12 protein-coding genes and 2 tRNA genes are annotated in these 15,354 nt (G+C 40.4%); 11 read left to right on the forward strand and 3 right to left on the reverse strand.

Translation table 11 applies throughout. The features are described 5' to 3' along the window. Nucleotides 1–6: 6 nt before the first annotated feature. Entirely contained in the window at nucleotides 7–3,237 is a 3,231-nt protein-coding gene (carB, locus tag BTO22_RS01710; protein WP_105054027.1) for a carbamoyl-phosphate synthase large subunit, read from the forward strand. 127 nt (nucleotides 3,238–3,364) lie between these two features. Here carB and dacB read toward each other — a convergent pair whose 3' ends face one another. Further along, nucleotides 3,365–4,774, reverse strand: a complete 1,410-nt coding sequence (dacB, locus tag BTO22_RS01715; RefSeq protein WP_105054028.1) for a serine-type D-Ala-D-Ala carboxypeptidase — start codon at nucleotides 4,772–4,774, stop codon at nucleotides 3,365–3,367. A gap of 145 nt (nucleotides 4,775–4,919) precedes the next feature. After that, on the reverse strand, nucleotides 4,920–5,942 hold the full coding sequence (locus tag BTO22_RS01720) for a porin (protein WP_181044601.1): 1,023 nt from the start codon (nucleotides 5,940–5,942) through the stop codon (nucleotides 4,920–4,922). A gap of 597 nt (nucleotides 5,943–6,539) precedes the next feature. Between BTO22_RS01720 and greA the strand changes: the two genes are divergently transcribed. Continuing rightward, on the forward strand, nucleotides 6,540–7,013 hold the full coding sequence (gene greA / locus BTO22_RS01725) for a transcription elongation factor GreA (RefSeq protein ID WP_105055535.1): 474 nt from the start codon (nucleotides 6,540–6,542) through the stop codon (nucleotides 7,011–7,013). 97 nt (nucleotides 7,014–7,110) lie between these two features. Here the strand turns inward: greA and yhbY are convergent, their stop codons facing one another. Further along, nucleotides 7,111–7,407, reverse strand: a complete 297-nt coding sequence (gene yhbY / locus BTO22_RS01730) for a ribosome assembly RNA-binding protein YhbY (protein ID WP_105054030.1) — start codon at nucleotides 7,405–7,407, stop codon at nucleotides 7,111–7,113. 118 nt (nucleotides 7,408–7,525) lie between these two features. Here yhbY and rlmE point away from each other — a divergent pair, with 118 nt between their 5' ends. The 9 genes from rlmE (at nucleotide 7,526) to nusA (ending at nucleotide 15,348) form a co-directional block, all read left to right on the forward strand. Continuing rightward, nucleotides 7,526–8,155 (forward strand): 23S rRNA (uridine(2552)-2'-O)-methyltransferase RlmE, encoded by a 630-nt coding sequence (gene rlmE, locus BTO22_RS01735; protein WP_060992450.1) that lies wholly within the window; start codon nucleotides 7,526–7,528, stop codon nucleotides 8,153–8,155. A gap of 85 nt (nucleotides 8,156–8,240) precedes the next feature. Further along, nucleotides 8,241–10,205, forward strand: a complete 1,965-nt coding sequence (gene ftsH, locus BTO22_RS01740) for an ATP-dependent zinc metalloprotease FtsH (protein ID WP_105054031.1) — start codon at nucleotides 8,241–8,243, stop codon at nucleotides 10,203–10,205. Nucleotides 10,206–10,271: 66 nt separating this feature from the next. After that, a complete protein-coding gene (folP, locus tag BTO22_RS01745) occupies nucleotides 10,272–11,108 on the forward strand; it encodes a dihydropteroate synthase (protein WP_105054032.1) in 837 nt (278 codons plus the stop codon). A gap of 51 nt (nucleotides 11,109–11,159) precedes the next feature. Further along, nucleotides 11,160–12,497, forward strand: a complete 1,338-nt coding sequence (glmM, locus tag BTO22_RS01750; protein WP_105054033.1) for a phosphoglucosamine mutase — start codon at nucleotides 11,160–11,162, stop codon at nucleotides 12,495–12,497. A gap of 151 nt (nucleotides 12,498–12,648) precedes the next feature. Then, nucleotides 12,649–12,981 carry a preprotein translocase subunit SecG gene (gene secG / locus BTO22_RS01755; protein WP_105054034.1) on the forward strand — a complete coding sequence of 111 codons (333 nt, stop codon included), beginning with the start codon at nucleotides 12,649–12,651 and terminating at the stop codon, nucleotides 12,979–12,981. A 9-nt stretch (nucleotides 12,982–12,990) separates the two neighbouring features. Then, nucleotides 12,991–13,075, forward strand: a tRNA-Leu gene (locus BTO22_RS01760). Between the two features lie 69 nt (nucleotides 13,076–13,144). Beyond that, nucleotides 13,145–13,221, forward strand: a tRNA-Met gene (locus BTO22_RS01765). A 165-nt stretch (nucleotides 13,222–13,386) separates the two neighbouring features. Next, entirely contained in the window at nucleotides 13,387–13,842 is a 456-nt protein-coding gene (gene rimP, locus BTO22_RS01770; protein ID WP_012549404.1) for a ribosome maturation factor RimP, read from the forward strand. An 18-nt stretch (nucleotides 13,843–13,860) separates the two neighbouring features. After that, on the forward strand, nucleotides 13,861–15,348 hold the full coding sequence (nusA, locus tag BTO22_RS01775) for a transcription termination factor NusA (protein ID WP_105054035.1): 1,488 nt from the start codon (nucleotides 13,861–13,863) through the stop codon (nucleotides 15,346–15,348). Nucleotides 15,349–15,354: the final 6 nt, after the last annotated feature.

The raw sequence follows: 15,354 nt of genomic DNA on the forward strand, positions 1-15,354 counted from the left end.
AATAAGATGCCAAAACGTACTGATATTAAAAGCGTTCTAATTCTAGGTGCAGGCCCAATCGTAATCGGCCAAGCATGTGAATTTGACTACTCTGGTGCACAAGCGTGTAAAGCACTTCGTGAAGAAGGCTACCGCGTTATCCTTGTGAACTCTAACCCTGCAACAATCATGACTGACCCAGATATGGCTGATGCAACATACATTGAGCCTATCCATTGGGAAGTGGTTCGTAACATTATCGAAAAAGAGCGTCCAGATGCAGTTCTACCTACAATGGGTGGCCAAACAGCATTGAACTGTGCGCTTGATTTAGAAAAACACGGCGTGCTTGCAGAGTTCGGTGTTGAAATGATTGGTGCAACGGCTGATGCCATTGATAAAGCTGAAGACCGTTCACGTTTCGATAAAGCAATGAAGTCAATTGGTCTTGAGTGTCCAACGGCTGATACTGCAAAAACAATGGAAGAAGCTTACAGAGTTCTAGAGATGGTAGGCTTCCCTTGTATCATTCGCCCATCATTTACGATGGGTGGAACTGGCGGTGGTATCGCTTATAACAAAGAAGAGTTTGAAGAAATTTGTCGTCGTGGTTTGGACCTATCTCCAACCAACGAGCTTCTAATCGATGAATCATTAATCGGTTGGAAAGAGTATGAGATGGAAGTGGTTCGTGATAAGAACGACAACTGTATTATCGTATGTGCGATTGAAAACTTTGATGCAATGGGCATCCATACAGGTGACTCAATCACCGTAGCTCCAGCTCAAACGCTAACAGATAAAGAATACCAATTAATGCGTAATGCTTCTCTAGCAGTACTGCGTGAGATTGGTGTTGAAACAGGCGGTTCAAACGTACAGTTTGGTATTAACCCGAAAGATGGCCGTATGGTTATCATCGAGATGAACCCACGTGTATCACGTTCTTCTGCGCTTGCATCTAAAGCGACGGGTTTTCCTATTGCTAAAATTGCAGCGAAACTTGCGATTGGTTATACACTTGATGAGTTAATGAATGACATTACAGGTGGGGCAACACCAGCATCATTCGAACCAACAATTGATTACGTTGTTACTAAGATCCCTCGTTTTAACTTCGAAAAATTCGCAGGAGCTAACGACCGTCTAACAACACAGATGAAATCAGTTGGTGAAGTTATGGCTATCGGCCGTAACCAACAAGAATCTCTACAAAAAGCATTACGTGGCCTAGAAGTTGGCGCGGATGGTTTTGATGAAATGGTTGATCTTGATGCTCCTGATGCATTAACTAAAATTCGTCATGAATTAAAAGATGCTGGTGCTGAACGTATTTGGTACATCGCTGATGCATTCCGTGCAGGTATGTCAGTTGATGGCGTATTTAACCTAACGAATGTTGACCGTTGGTTCTTAGTTCAAATCGAAGACTTAGTTAAGATGGAAGCTGAAGTTAAAGCGGGCGGTTTCGCAAGCTTAACTGCGGATGGCCTTCGTCAACTTAAGCGTAAAGGTTTTGCTGATGCGCGTTTATCTAAACTACTAGGTGTTGCTGAAAGTGAAATTCGTCGCCTACGTGACCAACATGATATTCACCCAGTCTACAAGCGTGTAGATACATGTGCCGCTGAATTCTCATCAGATACGGCTTACATGTACTCATCTTACGATGAAGAGTGTGAAGCAAATCCAACAGATAAAGATAAGATCATGATCTTAGGTGGCGGTCCAAACCGTATTGGTCAAGGTATTGAGTTTGATTACTGTTGTGTACACGCATCACTAGCACTGCGTGAAGATGGTTATGAAACTATCATGGTTAACTGTAACCCTGAGACTGTTTCTACTGATTACGATACGTCTGACCGTCTATACTTCGAACCAGTAACTCTGGAAGATGTATTAGCGATTGCACGTGTTGAAAAACCAAAAGGCGTTATCGTTCAGTACGGTGGTCAAACGCCACTTAAACTGGCTCGTGCTCTTGAAGCGGCAGGTGTGCCAATTATTGGTACAAGCCCTGATGCGATTGACCGTGCAGAAGACCGTGAGCGTTTCCAAGTTGCCGTAGACCGTTTAGGCCTTCTTCAACCAGAAAATGCAACCGTAACTACAATGGAACAAGCCGTTGAGAAATCAAAAGAAATTGGTTTCCCATTAGTTGTTCGTCCTTCTTATGTCCTTGGTGGTCGTGCGATGGAAATCGTATATGATGAGCAAGACTTACGTCGTTACTTCAATGAAGCAGTGAGCGTTTCAAATGAATCTCCAGTTCTTCTTGATAGCTTCCTAGATGATGCTGTTGAAGTTGACGTAGATGCAATCTGTGACGGTGAGCAAGTGGTTATTGCTGGTATCATGGAGCACATCGAGCAAGCGGGTGTTCACTCAGGTGACTCAGCATGTTCTCTTCCTGCTTATACATTAAGCGAAGAAATTCAAGATGTAATGCGTGATCAAGTACGTAAGCTGGCATTCGAGTTAGGTGTGCGTGGCTTAATGAATACACAGTTTGCTGTTAAAGATAACAAAGTATATCTAATTGAAGTGAACCCACGTGCTGCTCGTACGGTTCCATTCGTATCTAAGGCGACTGGTGCGCCAGTGGCTAAGATTGCTGCACGAGTAATGGCGGGGCAATCGTTAGAGTCTCAAGGCTTTACGAAAGAGATTATTCCTCCATACTACTCAGTTAAAGAAGTGGTATTACCGTTCAACAAGTTCCCTGGTGTTGACCCACTGTTAGGCCCAGAAATGCGTTCGACGGGTGAAGTTATGGGTGTTGGTGCAACGTTTGCTGAAGCATTCGCAAAGGCAGAGTTAGGTTGTAGCAAAGAGTACCCAGAAGGCGGTCGAGCATTACTTTCTGTTCGTGAAGGCGATAAGAAACGTGTTGTCGATTTAGCAAAACATCTTGTTAAATTGGGTTACCAATTAGATGCCACTCACGGTACAGCGGTTATTCTTGGCGAAGCGGGTATTAACCCTCGTCTAGTAAACAAGGTACACGAAGGTCGTCCTCACATTCTTGACCGTATCAAGAATGGCGAATACACCTACATCGTAAATACTGCAGCTGGTCGTCAAGCGATTGAAGATTCTAAAGTATTACGTCGTGGTGCATTGGCTGAAAAAGTGAACTACACAACAACGCTAAATGCAGCATTTGCTAGCTGTTTAGCGCATGAAGCAGATGACCGTAATACGGTTAACTCTGTTCAAGAGCTACACGCTAAAGTAGCGGCTAAATACGCTTAATTACTAAGTTAGTTAAGAAAAGTATTAGTTAAGTAATAATAAAAATCCCGAAGAATGAGAATTCTTCGGGATTTTTTCATTTATCTTTTCTAGTTAATCTAATGCAATTAATTAGAAAAATAAAAAGCTAATCTTTAGACAGTTCAATTAACTCTTGGTAGAAGCTTTTCTCAAAGGTATCAATAGGGCGATCAACGGGCACTGAATCTTTCTTTGCGGCGACCGGATGATAATCTGCTACAAATTGAACAAACAAATGAGGTTCTTTATTTTCTAAGCCGACAAATCCCGCCATATTATAACTACCAAACAGTGAACCACTTTTAGATTTCATGCTGCCTTTAATTGGCTCTTTACGCATGCTGTTACGATATTTTAGTGTGCCATCAATGCCTGATGTCGGTAATAGGTCGATCAGCCCTAATTCTTTATCGTATTTATAGATATATTGAAGGATTGATCTCATTTGATTTGCGGTCATACGGTTATTACGAGATAAACCTGAACCATCCACTAACACCGCATTGCTTAAATCGATATCGGCGTGCTTTAGTAAGATATCTTTAATTGCAGCTGTACCATTGGTGAAGCTTCCTGCTTGTTGGTAATTCAAGTGACCTAACATCTTGGTTAAATTATCAGCGTAATGGTTATCCGATTTTTTAAGCATGTGATCTAATAACGTCATTAAAGGTTTAGATTGATGCTGAGCTAGTAAGCTCGATGGTAGAGGTTCTTGTTGAGGTTTACCAAAGCGGACTTGACCATTAAGGGCAATATTATGCTCACCTAAAATTTTTAAAACAGTTTGTTCGGTGAAATCTTGAGTGTCTTGTACTGCAAATTTGAGAGGTAAGGGTTTATTACGATTAACCAGGCAACCATTTAATTGATAATGATTTCCTTGAGTCGTTAGTTCTAAATCACAGAATGATTCTTTTTGCTCCTTTTTAGTAACACTTTTCGCATTACTGGAAAATGAAATAGGCTGATGTATTGGGACGAAGACTTTAGTGCTGCCATCATCATGTGTAGTGATAGAGGCTTGTACACAGTTTTCATCAATACTTAAGGCGCTTGATGGTGCACTATAGCAAACCCCTAGAATATCCCATGGCCAACCGACTGCTCGTTCATATCCAGTAAATATTGTGCCATCTACCCATAAGTCACCTTTAATGGTTTTTAAGCCGCTGTCTTCAAAAAGAGCGGATAATTGTTCTCTTGAAAGGGAAGGATCGCCAGTGAAAGTAAGGGTTACATCATTTCCTTGCTTATAAAGCGTAGTAGAGAAGGTGAAGTCTTTGCCAAGAGCTAACCTTGCTGCTAGTGCAGTTGCGAGTTTTAATGTGCTTGCTGGAGGTAGTAGTTCGTTTTGCTTTTGTTGGTATTTAATATCATGAGTTGGTAATGATTCAACAATAATAGCCGCTCGACTTCCAGGTGGGAGGTAATCAAGATTTTCTTGGATATTATGAGCAAAGCTTGAGTAAGAAAATAAAGCGAGACTTAAAAGAGTAAAACGAGAAAAAGACATGATGAACTCAATATAAAGATAATTGAGTATATATTATCGTTTGCAGCGAGTGATGTGTAATGATTGAGCAAAAATTAATGGAATATCACAAATAAAAAACGCCCACCGAGGTGAGCGCTTTATTTAAGTAGGAGTTAGGACTGGATTAGAAGTCGTAACGCATACCTAGAGCTAGAGAGTCTTCAGCGTCAGAATTTGATGCTTTTCCGTTAACTCCTGATGTAGAACCCATCTTATCGCCTTCACTGATTAAGTTGAAGTTGTAAGAGATGTATGTACGGAAGTTAGCATTGAAGAAGTACGTTGCATCTACAGCAAAGTTGTCTGTTGATGTTTCATTATTTGTTTCTGCGTTGTTATACGTAGAAGTAAATACTGTTTTACCCATTGTATAAGCTACAGCTGCTTCGTAACCGGTGTAATCAACAGAACCGTTATGGAATACAGTAGTATTATTTACTGTAGTCGCTTTTTGCTTCTCACCGTTGGTGAATGTACCAGCAAGGTATAGGTCACCCATGATGTAAGAACCAGCAACCATCATTTCGTTAGAGTCTGCTTGGTCTGCGTAACCGCCACCTAGTTTGAAGCCAGAATCGCCAAATGCGTAAATACCAGATAGAGCGTAACCATCATTAGAGATTTCGTTATTATCAGCATCGTCAAAACGGTAGTTTACTTTAGCAGAGAAGTCACCAAATGTGCCTTTGTAGCCAAGGTTGTTGTTTGTACGGTCAGCTACTGCAATTTTATCTGCAGCTGAGTTACCGTGGTATGCCATGATATCGGTAAAGTCAGTGATAACGCCTAGAGCACCATCGTTTTTACCGTAAGAAACTTCACCGAAGTTACCACCGATTCCAGCATATGCGTAACGGTTTTCAAGTCCATCAGTACCTGAATCAGTAACTAGACCGTTATCATTTGTTGTAAATTCACCTTCCCAGAAACCAACACCGTATAGGCCGTCAGAAATTTGAGTAGTACCTTTAAAGTTTAGACGGATACGAGAGTTATCAGAAACATCACCATCTTGAGCGAATAGACGAGCTTCAGCACGGCCACCCATTTCTAGAGTTTGGTCTGCGCCTTTGTAAATTTCTGCTGCATTTACCGCGCCAGCTGAAGTAATTGCTGCTACTGCTAGAGCTAGTACTTTTTTATTCATCATTGTTCTAATTCCTATAAGGGTGGAGGAGATTATGTCCATTTTCAATGAAGAGTGTAATAGATAGCCTCTTATCTTGTAAGTGGAGCTATCGCTTACATTCACTGTTTCAATAAGGTCATTTTCAGGGTTATTTCGGATAAAAGGTTAGTAAAACAATCTAAAAACTGCAATTGAACAGTGTTTTTTATTGTTTTTTTGTGAGCCTTGTCATTGAAAATCAGGTGTTTATAAAATTTAAATAAAGTTTTCTTAAATTTTAAGCTTAATGGTATTTTATGTTTTTTTTAGTTTTAACTATAAAAGTAATGTGATAATTGTCCCACTTTATATTTTATACTCTATTATTTTACTGGTTTAATTTTATTTTTGAGACGAACTTCTTACGTGTGTTGTAGTCATTACTTAAAAACAAATGCTAGAAACAAACAATAGATAGGTGATAAAAGCCATTTCTTTGTTTACACTAGAGCAAATTAAATTTAAACAGATACACTTAGGTCGTTTTCTTATTTAGCAAATGTTTTGCTACTATGGGTGCCCTTGGTGGGATTTTTATTTGCTGAATTTGTAATTTCAGCTTTAGAGGTAGAAAATATGGATAAGGTACCAATGACGGTACGTGGTGAAAAGTTACTGCGTGATGAGTTAGATGTGTTATTAAAGCGTCGTCCTCTTATTTCAAAAGCAATTGGCGAGGCTCGTGAGCTTGGTGACTTAAAAGAGAATGCTGAATATCATGCTGCTCGTGAAGAACAAGGTATCTGTGAAGCTCAGATCCGTGATATCGAATATAAGTTATCAGTTGCTCATGTGATTGACGTTACTAAAATGGTCAACACTGGCAAGATTATTTTCGGAACTACAGTTACATTGATTGATGTGAATACTGACGATGAAGTTAAATATCAGATTGTAGCGGATGATGAAGCTAACATTAAAGAAGGTCGAATTTCAGTAAACTCACCGATTGCTCGTGGTTTGATTGGAAAAATGGCTGGTGATGAAGTGAACATTCAAACGCCAGGCGGCACTAAAGAATTTGAAATCGAAGAAGTCGAGTACATTTGATTTGTAACTATTGATTCAAAATATAAAGGCCGCGTAGTTATCTTTAAGTAGAGAACTAAGACGGCCTTTTTAATTTCTTACAAAATAAGTGTAGAAATTATTTTCTAGGGATCTCGATTTTACGAGCTTCGCTAGCGCGGAATAGGACAAGTGTCTTACCGATAACTTGCACTTTTTCAGCTTCAGTTTCGCGAATGATTGCATCAACAATCAGTTGCTTAGTATCACGATCTTCAGAAGCAATTTTAACTTTGATTAGCTCGTGGTGATTAAGCGCAATCTCAATTTCAGCTACTACAGCTTCAGTAAGACCGTTTGAGCCCATCATCACAACGGGTTTTAAATTGTGAGCAAGGCCTTTAAGGTGTTGCTTCTGTTTTGTGCTTAGGTTCATATATACCCGATTTTTTCTATATTAAGGGTTGAAAACAGCCTATTCTAACGCCATCTATCCCTGAAGACTATTTTTTGTTTCAGTCTTCTAATTTAAATTAAGTATTTTTAGGTAATGCATGAGTAAGAATAAACTTTCAGCAAGCTCTGGCCGCTGGTTAAAAGAACACTTTGACGATAAATACGTTCTTGAAGCGCAAAAAAGAGGCTATCGTTCTCGTGCTATTTTTAAGATTGAAGAAATTCAAAATAAAGACAAGTTATTAAAACCAGGAATGACGGTTGTTGACCTTGGTGCAGCTCCTGGTGGGTGGTCACAGTATGCGGTTGAACAAGTAGGTGATTCAGGGCAAGTTATTGCTTGTGATATTTTAGCAATGGATTCAATCGCAGGTGTAAGCTTTCTGCAGGGGGACTTTAGGGAAGAAGCAGTATTGAACGCATTGCTTGAACGCATACAACCAGATATGGTAGATGTAGTAATGTCTGACATGGCGCCAAATATGAGTGGTAACCAAGCGGTAGATCAACCAAGAGCTATGTATCTTGTTGAGTTAGCATTGGATATGTGCCGTCAAGTATTGGCTCCAAACGGCAGCTTCACAGTTAAAGTATTTCAGGGTGAAAGCTTTGATCAATACTTACAAGAAGTCCGTAAAATGTTTAAAGTCGTCAAAATTAGAAAACCAGATTCATCACGTGCTCGTTCTCGTGAAGTGTATATTGTAGCCACTGGTTACAAAGGATAATTCGTACGTAGTAGCTACACTTAATAAACTGTAGTACTCTATCTTTCATCTATTTAGTTAACGCGGGGTTAACACCTTGAGTGACATGGCAAAAAATCTAATATTGTGGCTGGTTATCGCTGTTGTTTTAATGTCGGTATTCCAAAGCTTTGGGCCGGGTGACAGCTCTGGTCGTTCGATTGATTACACCACTTTTGTAAAAGAAGTTGGTAATAGTCAAGTACAAGAAGCAACGTTTAATAATCGTGAAATTAAGGTAACGAAGCGTGACGGTAGTCGTTATGTAACGTATATGCCTGTATTCCAAGATCCTAAATTGCTTGATGATCTTATTAACCAAAACGTAATCGTTAAAGGCACACCACCTGAAGAGCAGAGCTTACTTGAGTCTATCTTTATTTCGTGGTTCCCAATGATCCTTCTTATTGGTGTTTGGATCTTTTTTATGCGTCAGATGCAAGGCGGCGGTGGCAAAGGTGCAATGTCCTTTGGTAAAAGCAAAGCTAAGATGATGACTGAGGAGCAGATTAAAACAACCTTTGATGATGTTGCTGGTTGTGATGAAGCAAAAGAAGACGTTAAAGAATTAGTTGACTACTTACGTGAACCAAGCCGTTTCCAAAAGTTGGGTGGTAAGATCCCAACAGGTGTTCTTTTAGTCGGGCCTCCGGGTACGGGTAAGACACTGATTGCAAAAGCGATTGCTGGTGAAGCAAAAGTACCTTTCTTCTCTATTTCAGGTTCTGATTTCGTTGAAATGTTTGTTGGTGTTGGTGCATCTCGTGTGCGTGACATGTTTGAACAAGCGAAGAAGTCATCTCCTTGTATTATCTTTATCGATGAAATCGATGCTGTCGGTCGTCAACGTGGCGCTGGTGTTGGTGGTGGTAACGATGAACGTGAACAAACACTGAACCAAATGTTGGTTGAGATGGATGGCTTTGAAGGTAACGAAGGTATTATCGTCGTTGCTGCGACTAACCGTCCAGACGTACTAGATGCGGCATTACTTCGTCCTGGTCGTTTTGACCGTCAAGTTGTTGTTGGTTTACCAGACATCCGTGGACGTGAACAAATTCTTCAAGTTCATATGCGTAAAGTACCATTAGCTGGCGGTGTTGAACCATCGCTTATTGCTCGTGGAACACCGGGTTTCTCTGGTGCTGACTTAGCAAACTTAGTGAACGAGGCTGCGTTATTCGCTGCTCGTACTAATAAGCGTGTGGTTTCGATGGTTGAGTTTGAACTTGCTAAAGATAAAATCATGATGGGCGCAGAGCGTAAATCGATGGTTATGTCAGAAGAAACGAAAGCATCAACAGCGTATCACGAAGCTGGTCATGCAATTGTTGGTCGTTTAGTGCCAGAGCATGATCCAGTATATAAAGTATCTATTATTCCACGTGGCCGAGCGCTAGGTGTAACAATGTACTTACCAGAGCAAGATCGTATCAGTATGAACCGTCAGCACTTAGAATCGATGATTTCAAGTCTATACGGTGGTCGATTGGCTGAAGAGCTGATTTATGGTGTTGATAAAGTGTCAACTGGCGCATCAAATGATATTGAACGTGCCACTGATATCGCTCGTAAAATGGTAACACAGTGGGGTTTCTCTGATGCATTAGGTCCTCTGCTTTATGCAGAAGATCAAGGCGACCCATTCTCAGGCCACGGCGGTTCTCATCACTCAAAGCATGTTTCACCTGAAACACTAAAACTTATTGATGCTGAAATTCGTACTATCATTGATCGTAACTACGCTCGCGCTAGACAGATCCTTGAAGATAATATGGATATCATGCATGCAATGAAAGATGCACTAATGACATTTGAAACGATTGACGCTGGTCAAATTGATGATTTGATGGAACGTAAAACTGAGATCCGTGAACCTCAAGGTTGGGGCGATGATAATCAAACTAAACCTCAAGAGAAAAATGAGAAACCAGTAAACGAAGAAGAGTCAAAAGTAGAAGAAAATCCTGAGGACGAAAAACCTCAAGAGCCTGAAGATACTAAAAAAGATTCTGATTCATCAGAAAAATAAGATGAATTAAGTTCGAAATAAACCCCGAGTTATGCTCGGGGTTTTTGTATTTTAAAAGGACTAAACATGAACTTAATAAGTAAAGATAAAACGTTAATATTAGACCGTTCTCATGTTATGGCGATCCTTAATGTTACGCCGGATTCTTTTTCTGATGGTGGACAATTTACTCATCTAGACGTTGCATTAACGCAAGCAGAGAAAATGGTGAATGCCGGAGTCACCTTCATTGATATCGGTGGAGAGTCAACACGCCCAGGTGCGCCAGAGGTTTCATTACAACAAGAGTTAGATCGTGTTATCCCTATTATTGAGGCTGTTCATCAGCGATTTGATACTTGGATTTCTATCGATACTAGTAAAGCTATTGTAATGAAAGAAGCCGTAAAAGCTGGGGCTGATTTAATTAATGATGTACGAGCATTGCAAGAACCAAATGCATTAGAGGCTGCAGCAAAGGCAAATGTGCCTATTTGTTTAATGCATATGCAAGGTCAACCAAGAACGATGCAATCAAATCCTACTTATCAAGACTTGTTTACAGATATCTCTGACTTTTTGAGTGAGCGGATTTTAGCGTGCCAATCGGTTGGTATCGCAAAAGATAAGTTAATTCTTGATCCTGGGTTTGGATTTGGTAAAACCTTGGAGCATAATTACCAACTACTTGCAGAATTAGAGCGTTTTCATCAACTAGGTTTACCTGTCTTGGCGGGAATGTCTCGCAAATCAATGGTTTTTAAATTGCTCGATGTTGAACCTCAACAGGCAACGTCAGGTAGCTTGGCATGTGCGACGATTGCGGCAATGAAAGGCGCACAAATTATTCGAGTTCATGACTTTGAACAAACCATGGATATAGTCAAAGTTTGCCAAGCAACGTTAGAACAAGTATCTCATTAAAGAATTGTTCATTTTAAAATAAATTATTAAAAATAAAACATGGAGTACAACATGGCTGAGCGTAAATATTTTGGAACCGATGGTGTTCGTGGACTTGTAGGGCAAGCACCTATCACCCCAGATTTTATTATGAAATTAGGTTGGGCTGCAGGTAAGGTCCTTGCAAAACAAGGAACGAAAAAAGTTATTATCGGTAAAGATACACGCATTTCTGGCTACATGCTTGAATCTGCACTAGAAGCAGGTTTAGCTGCTGCTGGTTTGCAAGCAAAATTTACAGGCCCAATGCCAACGCCTGCTGTGGCTTATTTAACACAAACTTTCCGTGCTGAAGCGGGTATTGTTATTTCTGCGTCACATAACCCTTATTATGATAACGGCATCAAATTTTTCTCATCTGAAGGAACAAAGCTTCCTGATGATATCGAAATGGCAATTGAAGCAGAGCTAGATAAACCAATGACGTGTGTTGAATCTGCTTTGTTAGGTAAAGCATCTCGTTTAAACGATGCAGCAGGTCGTTATATTGAATTTTGTAAAAGTACCTTCCCTAAAGAGCTGAGTTTAGCCGGTGTGAAAATGGTTGTAGATTGTGCTCATGGCGCAACGTATCACATTGCACCGAACGTTTTTAAAGAACTTGGTGCAGAGATCGTTACTATTGGTTGTGAACCAAATGGTACTAATATTAACCATGAAGTAGGAGCTACTGACGTACGTGCTCTACAAGCAAAAGTATTAGAAAAAAAAGCAGATTTCGGTGTCGCTTTTGATGGTGATGGTGACCGTATTATCATGGTTGATGAATTTGGTGAGAAGGTTGATGGTGACCAAATCGCTTATATTATTGCTCGTGATGCGTTACGTCGTGGTGAATTGAAGGGTGGGGTTGTTGGTACTTTGATGACCAATATGGGAATGGAAGTGGCGTTACGTAATTTAGGTATCCCATTTGTTCGTTCTAATGTTGGTGACCGTTATGTGATGGAAAAACTATTAGAGAACAACTGGTTAATTGGGGCTGAGAATTCAGGTCATGTTATTTTATTGGATAAAGTAACTACGGGCGATGCAATTGTCGCGGCACTTCAAGTAATCGCTTCTATTGTAGGAAGTAAAATGTCATTACAAGAATTATGCAATGGTATGAGTATGTTTCCACAAGTATTGGAAAATGTTCGCTTTACTGGCGATAGTAATCCTCTTGATTCTGATGCAGTTAAGGCAGCTCAAGCCGATGTTGAATCAAAATTAGGTGATAACGGTCGAGTTTTACTACGTAAATCAGGCACGGAACCTTTAATCCGCGTTATGGTTGAAGGCGAGAATGCTGAGCTTGTTCAGCAATATGCACTTCAGATTGCTGATGCTGTAAAGGAAAGCTGTTAATTTAACCAATTAAATGAAATTGAACGTTTTTTGTTAATTTTAACTTGTCATAGTAGCCTAGTTTGGTTAATATCCCTCGGCCTCTTAATTGAGAGGGCGCTGGTGTTGCCAATGGGCTACCGGTACATTAATTAGATACATGGGTGACGGAATGCATACTATTCTACTTGTGATTTATCTGATTGCCGCAGTCGGTGTAATTGGCCTAGTATTGGTACAACACGGTAAAGGCGCAGATATGGGAGCTTCATTTGGGGCTGGAGCATCAAATACAGTATTTGGCTCTGGTGGCTCTGGAAACTTTTTAACCCGAATGACCGCACTTTGTGCAACAGTATTTTTTATTATCAGCTTAGCGCTAGGCAATATGTCTACGCATAAATCTGAAGGCTTTGATCTTAAATTAGATCAACAAGCAACAGAGCAAGTAACTGATAATACGAGTGACGTTCCTGCTACTGAAAACAGCGACGTACCTCTTTAAACGACTTTAGCCGAGATGGTGAAATTGGTAGACACGCTAGCATGAGGTGCTAGTGCCTTATGGTGTGAGGGTTCAAGTCCCTCTCTCGGCACCATATTCAGACAAGAATCTGATTCTTGTAATAAAAGGATAAAGAAACTATACTTTCTTTGTTCTTTTCGGACGCGGGATGGAGCAGCTTGGTAGCTCGTCGGGCTCATAACCCGAAGGTCGTCGGTTCAAATCCGGCTCCCGCAACCAATTATCTAATAAGAGTAATTGCTATTATTAGATAAGTCACGCAAGTGGCATTCAGGGTCCAGCAGTACTAAACCCCGCAATTTTCGGGGTTTTTTGCTATCTGAAACAGACTGTTTTTTAAGAATTGGGCCTTTAGTGCCCTTTTTTTGTTTTCAGGGGATATCAATGACAGGATTAGAAAGACAACTAACAGAAATGCTTGAGGCTCCTGTTGGTGCTTTAGGTTATGAATTGGTCGGTTTGGAATTTATTCGTGCGGGTGAGCATTCAACGTTACGCGTATTTATCGATCATGAAAATGGCATCTTTGTGGAGGACTGTGCAGAAGCCAGTCGTCAAATCAGTGCGGTAATGGATGTAGAAGATCCAATTACAGTAGCATATAACCTAGAGGTTTCGTCTCCAGGTCTTGAACGTCCACTGTTTAAAGCAGCACATTATCAACAATTTGTTGGTCACGAGGTCAGCCTTGTATTAAAGATGCCGATGAATAACCGTCGTAAATGGAAAGGAGATATCCTAGACATTAACGGTGAGATTGTTACGGTTACAGTTGATGGTAACAATGAAGAATTTGCGTTAAGCAACATTTCAAAGGCGAACTTAGTTCCTAAATTTTAAGGCTGAATAGAGGCTAAAATGAACAAAGAAATCTTAGCTGTTGTAGAAGCAGTATCAAATGAAAAAGCTGTTCCTCGTGAGCGAATTTTTGAAGCATTAGAAATCGCGCTAGCAACAGCAACAAAGAAAAAATCTGAATTAGAAATTGAAGTACGTGTAGCGATTGATCGCAAAACAGGTAACTTTGAAACTTTCCGTCGTTGGGTAGCTGTAGAAAAAGTTGAACACCCAACGCTTGAAATTTCTATTGAAGCAGCACAGTTTGAAGATGAAACTATCGAGATCGGTGGTTACGTTGAAGATGATATTGAATCAGTAACATTTGACCGTATTACCACTCAAACAGCGAAACAAGTTATCGTACAAAAAGTACGTGAAGCTGAGCGTGCAATGATCGTTGAACAGTTTATTGATAACGAAGGTGAACTAATCACTGGTATCGTTAAAAAAGTAAACCGTGATGCAATCATTGTGGATCTTGGTAACAACGCTGAAGCGGTAATTTTACGTGAAGACCAACTTCCACGTGAAAACTTCCGTCCAGGTGACCGTGTTCGTGGTCTGCTATACGCAGTTAAACCAGAAGCACGTGGTTTCCAGTTATTCATGACTCGTTCAAAAGGCATTATGCTAACTGAACTATTCCGCGTAGAAGTGCCTGAAATCGGTGAAGAACTGATTGAATTAAAAGCCGCTGCTCGTGATCCAGGTTCTCGTGCTAAAATCGCAGTGAAAACTAACGACAAGCGTATTGACCCTGTGGGTGCTTGTGTTGGTATGCGTGGTGCTCGAGTTCAAGCTGTATCGAACGATCTTGGCGGTGAGCGTATTGATATCGTGCTATGGGATGATAACCCGGCCCAATTCGTTATCAATGCAATGGCTCCAGCTGAAGTTGCTTCTATTATTGTTGATGAAGACAACAATACAATGGATATTGCTGTTGAAGCTGATAACCTAGCACAAGCAATTGGCCGTAGTGGTCAAAACGTACGTCTAGCATCTCAACTAACTGGTTGGGAACTAAATGTAATGACAGTTGCAGATCTTAACAAGAAGCACCAAGAAGAAGCGCAAGGTTCTATTGATGCATTTGTTAAGCATTTAGATATCGATGAAGATTTTGCTCAGCTATTAGTTGAAGAAGGCTTCACTACGCTTGAAGAGATCGCTTACGTACCTGTAAACGAACTATTAGAAGTTGAAGCTTTGGACGAAGAGACAGTTGATCTTCTTCGTACTCGCGCTAAAGAAGCATTAACAACACTTGCTCTAGCGCAAGAAGAATCTCTTGATGGTGTAGAACCAGCAGAAGACCTACTTGCACTTGAAGGTCTAGAACGTGAATTAGCGTTTAAACTTGCAGCTAAAGGTGTTGTGACACTTGAAGATCTTGCAGATCAAGGTGTTGATGAGCTGTCTGATATTGAAGACCTAACAGAAGCTCGTGCTGGTGAGTTAATCATGGCAGCACGTAATATTTGTTGGTTTAGCGACGAAGCATAATTATTT

It is taken from the genome of Aliivibrio sifiae, assembly GCF_002954705.1.
GTDB classification, from domain to species: domain Bacteria; phylum Pseudomonadota; class Gammaproteobacteria; order Enterobacterales; family Vibrionaceae; genus Aliivibrio; species Aliivibrio sifiae_A.

What these genes read in the sequence shown, in the direction of transcription:
- carB (WP_105054027.1), top strand. Translation starts at nt 7, where the DNA reads ATGCCAAAACGTACTGATATTAAAAGCGTTCTAATTCTAGGTGCAGGC.
- dacB (WP_105054028.1), bottom strand. Translation starts at nt 4,774, where the DNA reads ATGTCTTTTTCTCGTTTTACTCTTTTAAGTCTCGCTTTATTTTCTTAC.
- BTO22_RS01720 (WP_181044601.1), bottom strand. Translation starts at nt 5,942, where the DNA reads ATGAATAAAAAAGTACTAGCTCTAGCAGTAGCAGCAATTACTTCAGCT.
- greA (WP_105055535.1), top strand. Translation starts at nt 6,540, where the DNA reads ATGGATAAGGTACCAATGACGGTACGTGGTGAAAAGTTACTGCGTGAT.
- yhbY (WP_105054030.1), bottom strand. Translation starts at nt 7,407, where the DNA reads ATGAACCTAAGCACAAAACAGAAGCAACACCTTAAAGGCCTTGCTCAC.
- rlmE (WP_060992450.1), top strand. Translation starts at nt 7,526, where the DNA reads ATGAGTAAGAATAAACTTTCAGCAAGCTCTGGCCGCTGGTTAAAAGAA.
- ftsH (WP_105054031.1), top strand. Translation starts at nt 8,241, where the DNA reads ATGGCAAAAAATCTAATATTGTGGCTGGTTATCGCTGTTGTTTTAATG.
- folP (WP_105054032.1), top strand. Translation starts at nt 10,272, where the DNA reads ATGAACTTAATAAGTAAAGATAAAACGTTAATATTAGACCGTTCTCAT.
- glmM (WP_105054033.1), top strand. Translation starts at nt 11,160, where the DNA reads ATGGCTGAGCGTAAATATTTTGGAACCGATGGTGTTCGTGGACTTGTA.
- secG (WP_105054034.1), top strand. Translation starts at nt 12,649, where the DNA reads ATGCATACTATTCTACTTGTGATTTATCTGATTGCCGCAGTCGGTGTA.
- rimP (WP_012549404.1), top strand. Translation starts at nt 13,387, where the DNA reads ATGACAGGATTAGAAAGACAACTAACAGAAATGCTTGAGGCTCCTGTT.
- nusA (WP_105054035.1), top strand. Translation starts at nt 13,861, where the DNA reads ATGAACAAAGAAATCTTAGCTGTTGTAGAAGCAGTATCAAATGAAAAA.